Here is a 14970-nt window from a genome sequence, read left to right as displayed (position 1 = left end):
TGCTCTTCTGTTCGGTGTATCGGGTGGGGGAGCCGCGCGCGGCAATCATGCGCGCGCGGCCTTCGCTATGTCGTTCGTCGCTCAGGCGGCCAGCACTTCCTTCGCCGCCTTCTTCGCACCGATCTCGCCCAGCGCGCGCTTGTATTCGTGCGGGAACACCTTCACGAACTGGCGGCGCGCCGCGTCCCAGTTTTCCAGCAACGACTTCGCGCGCGGCGAACCCGTGAACTGGAAATGACGCTCGACGAGCCCCTTGAGCAGCGCTTCGTCCGTCGTGCCCGCATGCCAGAGCGCGCGGTCGACCGTGCGCTCCTGCTCGGCCTGCTGCAGCACCGGCTCGAGCGCGACCATCGCCTTGTTGCACTTCGCCGCGAACGTGCCTTCCGGATCGTAGATGTACGCGAGACCGCCCGACATGCCGGCCGCGAAGTTGCGCCCGGTCTCGCCGAGCACGACGACCGTGCCGCCCGTCATGTATTCGCAACCGTGGTCGCCCGTGCCTTCGACGACCGCCGTCGCACCCGAGTTACGCACGCAGAAGCGCTCGCCCGCGACGCCGCGGAAGAACGATTCGCCTTCGATCGCGCCGTACATCACCGTGTTGCCGCAGATGATGTTTTCCTCGGACTTGCCGCGGAAGTCGTTGGTCGGACGGATGATGATCCGGCCGCCCGACAGGCCCTTGCCGACGTAGTCGTTGCCGTCGCCGACGAGGTCGAGCGTCACGCCCTTCGCGAGGAACGCGCCGAAGCTCTGGCCGGCCGTGCCCTTCAGCTGGATGTGCACCGCGTCGTCGGCCAGGCCGTCGTGGCCGTGCTTCTTCGCGATCACGCCCGACAGCATCGCGCCGACCGTCCGGTTCACGTTGCGCACCGGCTGGATGAACGACACATGCTCGCCGTTCTCGATCGCGGCCTTCGCCTTCTCGATCAGCACGTGGTCGAGCGCGCGCTCGAGGCCGTGATCCTGCACGTCGACGTGACGCGGCGCGACGTCCTCGCACTCTTCCGGCTGGTAGAACACGCGCGAGAAGTCGAGGCCCTTCGCCTTCCAGTGCTCGATGCCCTTGCGGGTGTCGAGCAGGTCGGCGCGGCCGATCAGGTCGTCGAACTTCGCGACGCCGAGCTGCGCCATGATCTCGCGCACTTCCTCGGCGACGAAGAAGAAGTAGTTCACGACGTGCTCGGGCTGGCCCTTGAACTTCGCACGCAGCACCGGATCCTGCGTCGCGACGCCGACCGGGCACGTGTTCAGGTGGCACTTGCGCATCATGATGCAGCCCTCGACGACGAGCGGTGCCGTCGCGAAGCCGAATTCGTCCGCGCCGAGCAGCGCGCCGATCACGACGTCGCGGCCCGTCTTCATCTGGCCGTCGGCCTGCACGCGGATGCGGCCGCGCAGGCGGTTCAGCACCAGCGTCTGCTGCGTTTCGGCGAGGCCGAGCTCCCACGGCGTGCCCGCGTGCTTGACCGACGACAGCGGCGACGCGCCCGTGCCGCCGTCATGGCCGGCGATCACGACGTGATCGGCCTTCGCCTTCGCGACACCGGCCGCGACCGTGCCGACACCCACTTCCGACACGAGCTTCACGGAGATGCTCGAGCTCGGGTTCACGTTCTTCAGGTCGTGGATCAGCTGCGCCAGATCCTCGATCGAGTAGATGTCGTGGTGCGGCGGCGGCGAGATCAGGCCGACACCCGGCACCGAGTAACGCAGCTTGCCGATGTATTCCGACACCTTGTGACCCGGCAGCTGGCCGCCTTCGCCCGGCTTCGCGCCCTGCGCCATCTTGATCTGGATCTGGTCGGCCGATGCCAGGTACTCGGCGGTGACGCCGAAGCGGCCCGACGCGACCTGCTTGATCTTCGAGCGCAGCGAATCGCCGTCCTTCAGCGGAATGTCGCTGACGATCTCGTCGCCGATCACCGACTTCAGCGTCTCGCCGGCCTTGATCGGAATGCCGCGCAGCTCGTTGCGATAGCGCTTCTGGTCCTCACCGCCTTCGCCGGTGTTCGACTTGCCGCCGATCCGGTTCATCGCGACCGCGAGGGTTGCGTGCGCTTCGGTGCTGATCGAACCGAGCGACATCGCGCCCGTCGCGAAGCGCTTGACGATGTCCTTCGCCGATTCGACGTCGTCGATCGGGATCGCCTTGGTCGGCTCGACCTTGAACTCGAACAGGCCGCGGAACGTCATGTGACGCTTGGTCTGGTCGTTGATCAGGTGCGCGTATTCCTTGTACGTCTGGTACGAGTTGCTGCGCGTCGCGTGCTGCAGCTTCGCGATCGAATCCGGCGTCCACATGTGGTCTTCGCCACGCACGCGGTACGCGTACTCGCCGCCCGCGTCGAGCATGTCGCGCAGGACCGGGTTGTCGCCGAACGCGTCGCGGTGCAGGCGGATCGCTTCTTCCGCCACTTCGAACAGGCCGATGCCGCCGACCTTCGACGCGGTGCCCTTGAAGTACTTCTCGACGAGGTCGCTCGACAGGCCGAGCGCTTCGAAGATCTGCGCGCCCGTGTACGACATGTACGTCGAGATGCCCATCTTCGACATCACCTTCTGCAGGCCCTTGCCGACCGCCTTCGTGAAGTTGTAGACGGCCTTCTCCGGCGACAGGTCGCCCGGCAGCCCTTCGGCCATCTTCGCGAGCGTTTCCATCGCGAGGTACGGGTGCACGGCTTCCGCGCCGTAGCCCGCGAGCAGCGCGAAGTGGTGCGTTTCACGTGCGGAGCCCGTCTCGACGACGAGGCCCGTGCTCGTGCGCAGACCTTGCTGGACGAGGTGCGTGTGGATCGCCGACGTGGCGAGCAGCGCCGGAATCGCGACATGCTCGGCGTCCGTCTTGCGGTCCGACACGATCAGCATGTTGTAGCCCGACTTCACCGCGTCGACGGCTTCCGCACACAGCGACGCGAGGCGTGCCTCGATGCCTTCCTTGCCCCAGGCAACCGGGTAGCAGATGTTCAGTTCGTACGCGCTGAACTTGCCGCCCGTGTACTGGTCGATCGCGCGGATCTTCGCGATGTCCTTGAAGTCGAGCACCGGCTGCGACACTTCGAGACGCATCGGCGGGTTGATGTTGTTCGTGTCGAGCAGGTTCGGCTTCGGGCCGATGAACGACACGAGCGACATGACCATGTTCTCGCGGATCGGGTCGATCGGTGGGTTCGTGACCTGTGCGAACAGTTGCTTGAAGTAGTGATAGAGCGTCTTGTTCTTGTTCGACATCACCGCGAGCGGCGAATCGTTGCCCATCGAACCGACGGCTTCCTCACCCTGCTGCGCCATCGGCGCCATCAGGAACTTCAGGTCTTCCTGCGTGTAGCCGAACGCCTGCTGGCGGTCGAGCAGCGCGGCGCCCTGCGTGCGGCCGGCCGCGACTTCCTCGGCCTTCGGCTCGATCTCGTCGAGCTTGATGCGCACGGCGTCGATCCAGCTCTTGTACGGCTTCGCGTTCGCGAGGTTGTCCTTCAGTTCCTTGTCGTCGATGATGCGGCCGTGTTCCATGTCGATCAGGAACATCTTGCCCGGCTGCAGGCGCCACTTCTTGACGATCTTCGATTCGGGGATCGGCAGCGTGCCGGCTTCCGACGCCATGATGACGAGGTCGTCGTCGGTGACGAGGTAGCGCGCCGGGCGCAGGCCGTTACGGTCGAGCGTCGCGCCGATCTGGCGGCCGTCGGTGAACGCGATCGCAGCCGGGCCGTCCCACGGCTCCATCATCGCGGCATGGTATTCGTAGAACGCGCGGCGGTTCTCGTCCATCAGCGTGTGCTGTTCCCACGCTTCCGGGATCATCATCATCACCGCGTGCACGAGCGGGTAGCCGGCCATCACCAGCAGTTCGAGACAGTTGTCGAACGACGCGGTATCCGACTGGCCCGGGTAGATCAGCGGCCACAGCTTCGGCAGATCGTCGGCGAGCACGTGCGACGCGATCGCGCCGGTACGCGCGTTCAGCCAGTTCACGTTGCCCTTCACGGTGTTGATCTCGCCGTTGTGCGCGATCATCCGGTACGGGTGAGCCAGTTCCCATGCCGGGAACGTGTTGGTCGAGAAGCGCTGGTGCACGAGCGCGAGCGCCGACACGACGCGCGTGTCCTGCAGGTCGCGGTAATACACGCCGACCTGGCCCGCGAGCAGCAGCCCCTTGTAGACGATCGTGCGCGCCGACATCGACGGCACGAAGTATTCCTTGCCGTGCTTGAGCTTGAGCGCCTGGATGCGGTGGCTCGCCGTCTTGCGGATCACGTACAGCTTCCGCTCGAGCGCGTCCGTCACCATGATGTCCTTGCCGCGGCCGATGAAGATCTGGCGGATCAGCGGCTCGCTCGCCTTCACGGTCGGCGAAATCGGCATCGCATGGTCGACCGGCACGTCGCGCCAGCCGAGCACGACCTGGCCCTCTGCCTTCACCGTCCGCTCGAGCTCCTGCTCGCACGCGAGACGCGATGCGTTTTCCTTCGGCAGGAAGATCATGCCGACCCCATATTCGCCGGCCGGCGGCAGCATCACGCCCTGCTTCGCCATTTCCTCGCGATAGAACGCGTCCGGGATCTGGATCAGGATGCCCGCGCCGTCGCCCATCAGCGGATCGGCGCCGACTGCGCCACGGTGATCGAGGTTCTCGAGGATCTTCAGACCCTGCTGAATGATCTCGTGGCTCTTCTTGCCCTTGATGTGAGCGACGAAGCCGACGCCACAGGCGTCGTGTTCGTTTTGCGGGTCATACAGACCTTGTGCGGCGGGCACCGCGGCGAGCGGCTGCTGGTGGTCGTTCATGGGGACACCGTCGTAAAGGGGGCCTGGAGGCCGTTGAACCATTTTCTTGTTGCCGTCGATCCCGCTCCCGACGGGAGACGGCGCGGCCGACAGTGGATGGGCAAGCTTCGCCCGGGCCACCGGAATTCGGAATATACGCGACGAATCAAAGGAATAGCAACAAAAACCGCTTGATCGAACCCCATTTAAATGGATGCCTCGATCTGGTGCCACTTTATTGGGGCCGTATCGTTTTGGTGCAAAAAGAAGCGGCGCCCGCAGCGCCGCCTCCTGAACCGCCGTTCCCGGATTACTGCTGGATCGGCGGCGTGTTTTCACGCACCTTTCTGGGGCGTCCGCGCGGCAGCGGCGACACGCGCCGGTTCGCGGTACGCGCCGCCCACTCGCGATAATTCTCGCCGCCGAGCACCCAGCCCTTCAACGTCGCCTGCTGCAACTGGTCGGCCTGCCGCTCGTCGAGCGGCTGCTCGCACAGCTCCTTGTACGCGCGCTGGCGGTCGAACGGCGTATTGCCGAGCGCCCAGTAGAGCGGATGGTCGGTGATCAGGCTGTCGACGGTGAGCCCGACGTGATGCCGGTAGCTCGACCAGCGATAAGCCTCGGGCGTCGCGACGAGCTGCGCGCGCACCGGGCTCATCTCGACCACGCGGCTCGCGAGCAGGAAATAGCGCTCGCCTTCGATGACCGTCGCACGGTAGCGGCCTTCCCACAGGGTGCCGCGCCGCGAATAGCGCCGGTTGAAATGCGCGACGTAGCGCCGGCCGACAGCCTGCATCGCTTTCGGCAGGCTCGCCTCGTCGCTCGGCGTCACGAGCAGTTGCACCTGGCGCGGCAGCAGCACGTAGGCGTGCACCGACAGGTGATGATCGCGGGCGGCGGCCTTCAGGCAATCGATGAAGAGTTCGTAGTCCTGGTCGTCGACGAACGCGGGTTGCTGATCCAAGCCGCGCAGTATCACGTGCTGCGGCTGGTCGGGAACGTAGAGTCGTGCTAACCGTGCCATGCTGAATGTCCGTTTGAACGCGTTAGGAAATACCCGGGGGTCCGATAGTGCGCACCTGCGTAGAATGCCTGTCCCGACAGGGCGCGGAAGCGTACGGTCGTACTAATCCTAGGGTGAAAACTCTAACTTACGAGCTTGTTTGGTTTTAAACGCAGTCGTCATAATGAGCACGCCTTAGATCGGAGGAGACACAATGAAACGAAAACTGGCCATTACGGGGGCTGCAGCGCTCGCATTCACGTTCGCGGGCGGTACGGCACACGCACAATCCGCAGGTGATTTCTACGTCAGCACCGGCTGGCTGCACCTCGCGCCGCAGGACAGCAGCGATCCGCTGTACCTCTACGGCGTCGGCGGCACGCCCGTCAACCAATCGATTCCCAACACGGGCGCTGGCATCAGCGACGCCGACACGCTCGCACTGGCGACCGGTTACTTCGTGACCGACCATATCGCCACCGAGTTCATTGCCGGCATTCCGCCGAAGTTCGACATCACCGGCAAGGGCCAGTTCGCGAATTTTGGTACGCTCGGCCGCGCATACCAGTGGAGCCCCGCGCTCCTCCTCAAGTACTACTTCAACGACGCCAACGCGAAGTTCCGTCCGTATATCGGCGTCGGCGCGACGTATATCTGGTTTACCGGCGCGAAGATCACGAACAGCGCGTTCGAAAACGGCGCGCTCGGCGGCCCGACCAGCGCACAGACCAGCAACCAGTGGGCGCCCGTGTTCAACGCCGGCTTCACGTACAACTTCACGAAACACTGGTTCGCCGGCTTATCGATGTCGTACATCCCGGTCAGCGTGACCGCGACCTTCACGACGGCCAAGCGGACCCAGGTGGGCACCCTGACCGAAACGTCGAAAGCGCACATCTCGCTGAACCCGATCGTGACGTACCTGAACGTCGGCTACCGCTTCTAAGCGTAGTCGAATATTTGGGGAATGGTTAATCCTGCTGCAATTTGTAGCGGATTTTTCCTGACGTAACGTCTCCACGATGTAAAACGCCCCGGCGGAAATCCCGCCGGGGCGTCGCTTTTTCGCGTCAGGCACGTTCCCGGCACCGATTGCGCCGGCCGCCGTCGCGGCCGTCAGGCGATATCGATGTCGTCCAGTGCCGCGGGGGAGATCAGGTCGATGCGGTCCGTGCAGACCGCATCGACGCCCCAGCGCGCCAGTTCGCGCGCCCGTTCGAGGTCATTCACCGTGTAAACCAGGATGCGCAGCCCGGCCGCCTTGATCGCGCGCACGAGCGGTTCGTCGAGCCGCTTGTGGTCTGCATGCAACGAAACGCAGCCGAGCGCGCCGACCACTTGCGCATGCCAGTCGTCCGGCACGGCCTCGTAGAGCATCCCGCGCGGCAGCGCCGGCGCCGTCGCGCGCGCCTGTTGCAGCGCATCGAACGAGAACGACGACAACAGCGGCGGGACCGCGGCATCGCGCCAGTACGCAGCCGCGTCGGCCGCCACGCGCTGCCCGGTCTCGCGCTCGCGCCCCGGGCACGGCTTGATCTCGACATTGGCGGCCAGCCCGTGGGCGAGGCAGCGCGCCGCCGCCGCCTCGAGCGTCGGCATCCGCTCGCCCGCGAAGCGCGCGTCGAGCCACGCGCCCGCGTCGAGCGCGGCCAGCGCGTCATAACGCATGCCCGCCGCCGCGCCGTGACCGTTCGACGTGCGGTCGACCGTGTCGTCGTGCAGCAGGAACGTCACGCCGTCGGCCGACAGCTTCGCGTCGAACTCGACCATCCGGTGGCCACGGCGCGCGCCTTCGTCGAGCGCGGCAAGCGTGTTCTCCGGTGCGAGCGTACCGCCGCCGCGATGGGCGACGACGCGCGGATACGGCCAGTCGGTACGGGTTGTCATCGTCGGCCTCTCGGCAGGTGCAGCAGGTTCAGGCGGCACGCTTGCCGCTCTCGGGATCGAAGAAGTGCAGCCGGTGCGCCGGCAGCGCGGCCGCCAGCGCCGTGCCGCGCGCGGGGCGGTCTGCGTGCGGCAGGCGCACCGCAACGTCGTGATTGCCCCAGCGGCCGTGCGCGAGATTGTCCGCGCCAAGCAGCTCGCACGAATCGACCGGCAGCGTCGCCTGCGCGACGCCCGGCTGCGGCGTCATGTGTTCGGGACGCACGCCGAGCACCCAGTCGCGCCCGGTGGCGATCGCCGTCCCGATGCCGGGCGCGCCGGCAACCGGCAGCGCGGGGCCGCCGCCTGCAACCGCAAACGTCGCGCCGTCGTCCGACAGCCGGCCGTGCATCAGGTTCATCGCGGGCGAGCCGATGAAGCCCGCGACGAACACCGTCGCCGGCTTCTCGTACACGTCGACCGGCGCGCCGATCTGCTCCGCGTAGCCGCGGTTCATCACGATCACGCGCTGGGCGAGCGTCATCGCCTCGATCTGGTCGTGCGTCACGTAGACGCTCGTCGTCGCAAGCCGCGCATGCAGCCGCTGGATCTCGAGCCGCATCTGCACGCGCAATTTCGCGTCGAGGTTCGACAGCGGCTCGTCGAACAGGAACACCGACGGCTCGCGCACGATCGCGCGCCCCATCGCGACGCGCTGCCGCTGGCCGCCCGACAGCTCGCGCGGCCGCCGTGCGAGCAGCGGTTCGAGCTCGAGGATCTTCGCGGCCGCGGCCACCCGCGAGTCGATCGTCGCGCGCTCGATCCCGCGGATCTTCAGCCCGTAGCCCATGTTCTGCGCGACCGTCATGTGCGGATACAGCGCATAGTTCTGGAACACCATCGCGATGTCGCGATCCTTCGGCTCCAGCGCGTTGACCACGCGCTCGCCGATCGCGATCTCGCCATCCGTCACCGTCTCGAGTCCCGCGATCATCCGCAGCAACGTCGACTTGCCGCAGCCCGACGGGCCGACCAGCACGATGAATTCGCCGTCGGCGATCTCCACGTCGATGCCGTGCAGCACGTGCTGCTTGCCGTCGTAGGATTTCCTGACGCCCTTCAAGCTCAACGCAGCCATACCTGGTCCTTCTCCCGGTTACCGTCCGTTGTTTATTTCTCGGAATCGACGAGGCCGCGCACGAACCAGCGCTGCATCGCCAGCACGACGACGAGCGGTGGAATCATCCCCAGCAGCGTCGCCGCCATCACGTATTGCCATTCGGTCGCGGCGTCGCCGCTCGCGATCATCGTCTTGATGCCCACCACCGCCGTCGACAGCGATGCCTCCGTCGTGATCAGGATCGGCCACAGATACTGGTTCCAGCCGTAGATGAACGTGATCACGAACAGCGCAGCGATACTCGTCTTCGACAACGGCAGCACGACGTCCCAGAAGAACCGCAGCGGCCCCGCGCCGTCGATGCGCGCGGCATCCATCAGCTCGTCGGGCAGCGTCATGAAGAACTGGCGGAACAGGAACGTCGCGGTCGCCGACGCGATCAGCGGCAGCGTAAGCCCCGCATAGGTGTTCGTCAGGTGCAGCGTCGACACGACCTGCACGGTCGGGAAGATCCGCACCTCGACCGGCAGCATCAGCGTGACGAAGATCAGCCAGAACGCCGTGTTGCGGAACGGGAAGCGGAAATAGACGATCGCGTACGCGGACAGGATCGACACCGCGATCTTGCCCACCGCGATGCCGAGCGCCATCGCGAAGCTGTTCACGAGCAGGCGGCCGAACGGCGCCGTCGTGCCGCCGCTGCCGTGCCCCCAGATGTACGCGACGTTCTCGAACAGGTGCGTGCTCGGTATCAGCGACAGCGGCACCGTGAATACTTCCTGCGCGTTCATCGTCGCCGCGCAGAACGCGACGTAGACGGGAAACACGATCAGCACGACACCCGCGATCAGCACCGCGTGGCAGAACAGGTCGAAGCCCTTGCGATTCTCGATCATGCGTATTGCACCCTGCGTTCGACGAAGCGGAACTGGATCACCGTGAGCCCGACGACGATGACCATCAGCACGACCGACTGCGCGCCCGAGCTGCCGATGTCGAGCCCCTGGAAGCCCTCCGCGAAGATCTTGTAGATCAGTGTCTTGGTGCTCTGCGCCGGGCCGCCGCCGGTGGCCGCGTCGATCACCGGGAAGGTGTCGAAGAAGGCGTACACGAGGTTCACGACCAGCAGGAAGAAACTGGTGGGCGACAGCAGCGGCAGCACGATGTTGAAGAAGCGCCGCACCGGCCCGGCGCCGTCGATCGCCGCCGCCTCGATCAGCGAGCGCGGGATCGCCTGCAGGCCCGCGTAGAAGAACAGGAAGTTGTAGCTCACCTGCTTCCACACCGACGCGAGCACGACCAGGAACATCGCCTGGCCGCCGTTCAGCGCGTGGTTCCACACGATGCCGCTCTTCGCGAGCGCATAGGTGATCAGGCCGATGCTCGGATTGAACAGGAACGCCCACAGCACGGCGGCGATCGTCGGCGCGACCGCATACGGCCAGATCAGCAGCGTGCGGTACACGCGCGCACCACGGATCACGCGGTCGGCGCACGCGGCGAGCAGCAGCGATACGACGAGCCCGCTCACCGTGACGAGCGAGCTGAACACGAGCGTCGTGCGGAACGAATCGAGATACAGCGGATCGGCGAACAGGTGCGTGAAGTTCGCGAGGCCGACGAATTCGCTCGACGTGCCGAACGCGTCCTGCATCTGCGTCGACTGCCACAGCGCGACGCCGGCCGGCCACAGGAAGAACACGGCGGTGATCGCGAGCTGCGGTGCGATCAGCAGGTACGGCAACAGGCTCGTGCCGAAACGGGAACGGGATTGCATCGCGGAGATCCGGTCAGGCGTAACGGAAAGGGGTCGTGCCGCCGGCCGGCGCGTGCATCCGTACAGGATGCGATGCGGCCGGCGACACGGTGCGATGCGGGCTCAGCCGCCCGACTTCTCGAAGCGGCGCAGCAGTTCGTCGCCGCGCGAAGCTGCGGAATCGAGCGCATCCTTCGGCGACTTCTTCTGCGCCCAGACCTGCTCGAATTCCTCGTCGACCACCGTGCGGATCTGCGGCATGTTGCCGAGGCGCAGCCCCTTCGTGTACGGCAGCGGCGGCTTGTTCAGCATCTGCTTGATCGCGGTTTCGGCGCTCGGGTTCTTCGCGTAGAAGCCCTGCTGGCGCGTCAGGTCGTACGCGGCCGTGGTGACCGGCAGGTAGCCCGTGTCCTGATGCCACTTCGCGGCGACGGCCGGCGAGGCCAGGTACGCGAGGAATTTCGCGACGCCCTTGTAGGTCGCCGGATCCTTGCCGACCAGCACCCACAGGCTCGCGCCGCCGATGATCGCGTTCTGCGGTGCGCCCTTCACGTTCGCGTCGTACGGCATCATGCCCGTGCCGTAGCTGAACTTCGCGAACTTCTGCACGTTCGCGAGCGCACCCGACGACGTCGTCATGATCCCGCAGTCGCCGCTGTAGAACTTCGCCGATGCCTCATCCTTGCGGCCCGCGTACGTGAACGTGCCGTCCTTCGCCATCTGCTGCAGGAACGCGACGTGCGCGATCTGCTGCGGCTTGTTGAATTCGAGCACCGCGTCGTTACCGTCAAAGCCGTTGTTGCGGCTCGCGAACGGCAGCCCGTGCCACGCGCTGTAGTTCTCGAGCTGGATCCAGCCCTGCCAGCCGGTCGTGAAGCCGCACGCCATCCCCGACTTGCGCAGCTTCTCGGCATCGGTCTGCACGTCGGCCCACGTCTTCGGCGGCTGGTTCGGATCGAGCCCGGCCTTCTTGAACGCGTCCTTGTTGTAGTACAGCACCGGCGTCGAGCTGTTGAACGGCATCGACACGAGATGGCCCGTCTTCGCGTCGCTGTAGTAGCTCGCGATGGTCGGCACGAACGCCTTTTCGTCGAGCGGCACGCCGGCCTGCTTGAACACGTCGTAGACGGGCACGACGGCCTTCTTCGCCTGCATCATCGTGGCCGTGCCGACTTCATAGACCTGGAGGATCGCCGGCGCGTTGCCGCTGCGATAGGCGGCGATGCCGGCCGCGAGCGCCTGGTCGTAGGTGCCCTTGAAGACCGGCACGATCTTGTAGTCGCTCTGCGACGCGTTGAACTGGTCGGCGATCGCATTGACCCGCTCGCCGAGCGCGGCCTCCATCGCATGCCAGAACTGGATCTCCGTCGCGGCGAACGCCACGTGCTGCGCCCCGAACATCAGCGCGCCGCCGAGCGCGATCGAACGAACCATGGTCCCCGCAGGCTTCTTCTTCATCGATCTCTCTCCTATGAAAACGTTACCAACAGCGTGTGCAACATTCCCATCGCCATTGAACCGGCGAAGTCTAGTGATCGTTTGTGACAGTCAGTTGTCGCTGATGACGAACAGGCGCTGGTACTCCTTCAGCGCGAAGCGGTCGGTCATGCCGGCGATGTAGTGCGCGACGAGACGCGGCTGCTGCGCGGCATCGTCGGACTGGTATGGCGGCGGCAGCAGGCGCGGATCGTCGATGAACGCATCGAACAACCCGGTGACGACGCGTTGCGCCTTGCTCGCCATGCGCATCACCTTGTAGTGACGATAGAGATTCTTGAAGAGGAAACGCTTGAGGGCGGCCGCCTGGGCGGCTACGGATTCGCTGTGCGACACGAGCGGCGGCGCGGCGCGCACGTCGTCGAGCGACGCGGGCGCGACGCGTGCGAGGTTGCGCGTCGTCTCGTCGATCAGGTCGACGATCAGCGTGTTGATGATGCGGCGCACCGTCTCGTGCACGAGACGGCGGCCTTCGAGGTGCGGAAATTCGGCGAGCGCCGCCTCGTAGTGGCGCTGCCACAGCTCGACTTCCGCGAGCTGTTCGATCGTGATCAGGCCGGAACGCAGGCCGTCGTCGACGTCGTGGTTGTTGTAGGCGATCTCGTCCGCGATGTTGGCAAGCTGCGCTTCGAGCGACGGCTGGCGGCCCTGCAGGAAGCGCTCGCCGAGCGCGCCGAGCTTGCGCGCATTCTCGCGCGAGCAGTGCTTCAGAATGCCTTCGCGCGTCTCGAAGCACAGGTTCAGCCCGTTGAACGCGCCGTAATGCTCCTCGAGCTCGTCGACGACCGCCAGGCTCTGCAGGTTGTGCTCGAAGCCGCCGTGCTCGCGCATGCAGGCATTCAGCGCGTCCTGCCCCGCATGGCCGAACGGCGTATGGCCGAGATCGTGCGCGAGCGAGATCGCCTCGACGAGATCCTCGTTCAGGCGCAGGTTGCGCGCGACCGAGCGTGCGATCTGCGCCACTTCGAGGCTGTGCGTGAGGCGTGTGCGGAACAGGTCGCCTTCGTGATTGACGAAGACTTGCGTCTTGTATTCGAGCCGGCGAAATGCGGTCGAATGAACGATGCGGTCGCGATCGCGCTGGAATTCGGTGCGCGCCGCCGGCGGTGTTTCCGGATGGCGACGGCCGCGCGACTGCGATGCGTGAGCGGCATACGGAGCGAGATGGGCTTCCAGCGCCGCCAGTGTCGGCGGCTCGGCCACCGGCGCAGTGGATGCGTTGCCGGCTTCGTGCAGTGTGCTGCTGGATGTCTCGCTCACGTCTCCTCCATGTCAGGGGCGCCGGGGCATCCGGGCCGCCGTTAGCGGGTCGTCTGTGCCAGTGTAGCGAACACGGCTTCGTCCGGCGCCTGCGTGATCAGCGTATCGCCGAATCGCTTCAGCAGGATGAACTTGATCGCGCCGGCCTCGGCCTTCTTGTCGACGCGCATCAGGTCCATGTAGCGCGCGTCGCCGAGCACGGGCCCGCGGGTCGGCAGGTGCGCGGCCGCGATCACCGCATCGAGGCGCTGCCGCGACGCTTCGTCGAGCAGGCCGAGCCGCACCGACAGGTCGCCCGCCATCACCATCCCGCAGCCGACCGCCTCGCCGTGCAGCCATTCGCCGTAGCCGAGCCCGGCCTCGATCGCGTGACCGAACGTGTGGCCGAAGTTCAGGATCGCGCGCAGGCCGCCTTCGCGCTCGTCGGCCGCCACCACGCTCGCCTTGATCTCGCACGAGCGCTTCACCGCGTGTGCGAGCGCAGCCGGGTCGCGACGGTTCAGCGCGTCGACGTTCGCCTCGATCCAGTCGAAGAATTCCGCGTCGGCGATCGCGCCGGTCTTGATGACCTCGGCGACGCCGGCCGCCAGTTCGCGGTCGGGCAGGGTCGTCAGCGCGCCGATGTCCGCGATCACGGCCTGCGGCTGGTAAAACGCGCCGATCATGTTCTTGCCGAGCGGGTGGTTGATGCCCGTCTTGCCGCCGACCGACGAATCGACCTGCGACAGCAGCGTCGTCGGCACCTGGATGAACGGCACGCCGCGCATGTAGCACGCAGCGGCAAAGCCCGTCATGTCGCCGATCACGCCGCCGCCGAGCGCGACGAGCGTCGTCTTGCGGTCCGCGCGGTCGGTCAGCAGGCCGTCGAAGATCAGGTTCAGCGTTTCCCAGTTCTTGTACGCCTCGCCGTCCGGCAGCACGACCGTCGACACGCGCTTGCCGAGCGGTGCAAGCGCCGCGCGCAGTGCATCGCCGTAGAGCGGATCGACCGTCGTGTTCGTGACGATCGTGACGGACGAACCCTTGATGTGCGGGGCGAACAGCTCGGCGCGGCCGATCAGGCCGGCGCCAATGTGAATCGGGTAGGCGCGGTCGCCCAGATCGACGTTGACAGTAATCATGCTTGTAGCGGCTTGGCGATGACGCCGGCCAGTTCGAGTTGCATCAGCACCATGTTGACGAGACCGTTGACCGACGGACGGCCGGTCTCGATGACGAAATCCGCGCATTCGCGGTACAGCGGGTCGCGCACTTCGTACAGCGCTTCGAGACGCCCCTTCGGATCTTCGGTCTGCAGCAGCGGGCGGTTCTTGTCCTTGCGTGTACGCAGCCACAGATCGTGCGGATTGGCGCGCAGGTAGACGACGATGCCGCTGTTTTTCAGGTAGTCGCGATTTTCCGGGCGCAGCACCGCGCCGCCGCCCGTCGCGAGCACGATGTTCTCGCGCTGCGTGAGCTCGGCGATCACCTGCGTTTCGCGATCGCGAAACCCGGCCTCGCCCTCCATCTCGAAGATCACCGGAATGCGCGCGCCCGTGCGGGCCTCGATTTCGTGGTCGGAGTCGAAGAACGTCCTGTCGAGACGACGCGCGACCGCACGGCCCACGGTGGTCTTACCCGCTCCCATAAGGCCGACGAAAAATACGTTTGCATGTGGGTCCCGCGCTTGCAACGGCTTCCTCTGCTTCAATCTTGCTGGTGTGTGGC

11 protein-coding genes are annotated in these 14970 nt (G+C 65.9%); 1 reads left to right on the top strand and 10 read right to left on the bottom strand.

Annotation, left to right across the window (positions count from 1 at the left end):
- Positions 1-81 precede the first annotated feature (81 nt).
- Entirely contained in the window at positions 82-4785 is a 4704-nt protein-coding gene (locus tag ACN8ZM_RS01805) for a glutamate synthase-related protein (RefSeq protein ID WP_301806913.1), read from the bottom strand.
- Positions 4786-5074: 289 nt separating this feature from the next.
- Positions 5075-5788 carry a transposase gene (locus ACN8ZM_RS01800; RefSeq protein WP_006477151.1) on the bottom strand — a complete coding sequence of 238 codons (714 nt, stop codon included), beginning with the start codon at positions 5786-5788 and terminating at the stop codon, positions 5075-5077.
- A 193-nt stretch (positions 5789-5981) separates the two neighbouring features.
- On the opposite strand from ACN8ZM_RS01800, the gene ACN8ZM_RS01795 reads away from it, so the two are divergent.
- Positions 5982-6713 (top strand): OmpW/AlkL family protein, encoded by a 732-nt coding sequence (locus ACN8ZM_RS01795; RefSeq protein WP_043191805.1) that lies wholly within the window; start codon positions 5982-5984, stop codon positions 6711-6713.
- A gap of 170 nt (positions 6714-6883) precedes the next feature.
- Here ACN8ZM_RS01795 and ugpQ read toward each other — a convergent pair whose 3' ends face one another.
- The 8 genes from ugpQ to ACN8ZM_RS01755 form a co-directional block, all read right to left on the bottom strand.
- Positions 6884-7654: a glycerophosphodiester phosphodiesterase gene (gene ugpQ, locus ACN8ZM_RS01790; RefSeq protein ID WP_420210460.1), complete on the bottom strand. Its 771-nt coding sequence runs from the start codon at positions 7652-7654 to the stop codon at positions 6884-6886.
- 28 nt (positions 7655-7682) lie between these two features.
- The gene (locus ACN8ZM_RS01785; protein WP_420210459.1) at positions 7683-8768 is read right to left on the bottom strand and encodes a sn-glycerol-3-phosphate import ATP-binding protein UgpC; all 1086 of its coding nucleotides are present in this window, start codon (positions 8766-8768) and stop codon (positions 7683-7685) included.
- Between the two features lie 32 nt (positions 8769-8800).
- Positions 8801-9646: a sn-glycerol-3-phosphate ABC transporter permease UgpE gene (gene ugpE / locus ACN8ZM_RS01780; RefSeq protein ID WP_043191812.1), complete on the bottom strand. Its 846-nt coding sequence runs from the start codon at positions 9644-9646 to the stop codon at positions 8801-8803.
- Entirely contained in the window at positions 9643-10527 is an 885-nt protein-coding gene (gene ugpA, locus ACN8ZM_RS01775) for a sn-glycerol-3-phosphate ABC transporter permease UgpA (protein ID WP_043191815.1), read from the bottom strand. The genes ugpE and ugpA overlap by 4 nt, the downstream gene beginning before the upstream one ends.
- 102 nt (positions 10528-10629) lie before the next feature.
- Complete coding sequence (gene ugpB, locus ACN8ZM_RS01770) at positions 10630-11964, bottom strand: sn-glycerol-3-phosphate ABC transporter substrate-binding protein UgpB (RefSeq protein ID WP_420210458.1); 1335 nt, start codon at positions 11962-11964, stop codon at positions 10630-10632.
- A 90-nt stretch (positions 11965-12054) separates the two neighbouring features.
- Positions 12055-13263, bottom strand: a complete 1209-nt coding sequence (locus tag ACN8ZM_RS01765) for a deoxyguanosinetriphosphate triphosphohydrolase (RefSeq protein WP_420210457.1) — start codon at positions 13261-13263, stop codon at positions 12055-12057.
- Positions 13264-13304: 41 nt separating this feature from the next.
- Positions 13305-14384 carry a 3-dehydroquinate synthase gene (gene aroB / locus ACN8ZM_RS01760; RefSeq protein WP_043191822.1) on the bottom strand — a complete coding sequence of 360 codons (1080 nt, stop codon included), beginning with the start codon at positions 14382-14384 and terminating at the stop codon, positions 13305-13307.
- Positions 14381-14935, bottom strand: coding sequence for a shikimate kinase (locus tag ACN8ZM_RS01755; protein ID WP_043191824.1), 555 nt, complete (start codon positions 14933-14935; stop codon positions 14381-14383). Before ACN8ZM_RS01755 ends, aroB begins: the two co-directional genes overlap by 4 nt.
- Between the last annotated feature and the right edge of the window lie 35 nt (positions 14936-14970).

This window comes from Burkholderia aenigmatica, from assembly GCF_048627025.1.
Taxonomy (GTDB): Bacteria; Pseudomonadota; Gammaproteobacteria; order Burkholderiales; family Burkholderiaceae; genus Burkholderia; species Burkholderia aenigmatica.
This window is presented reverse-complemented; position numbering and strand designations above follow the sequence as displayed.

What these genes read in the sequence shown, in the direction of transcription:
- ACN8ZM_RS01805 (WP_301806913.1), bottom strand. Translation starts at nt 4,785, where the DNA reads ATGAACGACCACCAGCAGCCGCTCGCCGCGGTGCCCGCCGCACAAGGT.
- ACN8ZM_RS01800 (WP_006477151.1), bottom strand. Translation starts at nt 5,788, where the DNA reads ATGGCACGGTTAGCACGACTCTACGTTCCCGACCAGCCGCAGCACGTG.
- ACN8ZM_RS01795 (WP_043191805.1), top strand. Translation starts at nt 5,982, where the DNA reads ATGAAACGAAAACTGGCCATTACGGGGGCTGCAGCGCTCGCATTCACG.
- ugpQ (WP_420210460.1), bottom strand. Translation starts at nt 7,654, where the DNA reads ATGACAACCCGTACCGACTGGCCGTATCCGCGCGTCGTCGCCCATCGC.
- ACN8ZM_RS01785 (WP_420210459.1), bottom strand. Translation starts at nt 8,768, where the DNA reads ATGGCTGCGTTGAGCTTGAAGGGCGTCAGGAAATCCTACGACGGCAAG.
- ugpE (WP_043191812.1), bottom strand. Translation starts at nt 9,646, where the DNA reads ATGATCGAGAATCGCAAGGGCTTCGACCTGTTCTGCCACGCGGTGCTG.
- ugpA (WP_043191815.1), bottom strand. Translation starts at nt 10,527, where the DNA reads ATGCAATCCCGTTCCCGTTTCGGCACGAGCCTGTTGCCGTACCTGCTG.
- ugpB (WP_420210458.1), bottom strand. Translation starts at nt 11,964, where the DNA reads ATGAAGAAGAAGCCTGCGGGGACCATGGTTCGTTCGATCGCGCTCGGC.
- aroB (WP_043191822.1), bottom strand. Translation starts at nt 14,384, where the DNA reads ATGATTACTGTCAACGTCGATCTGGGCGACCGCGCCTACCCGATTCAC.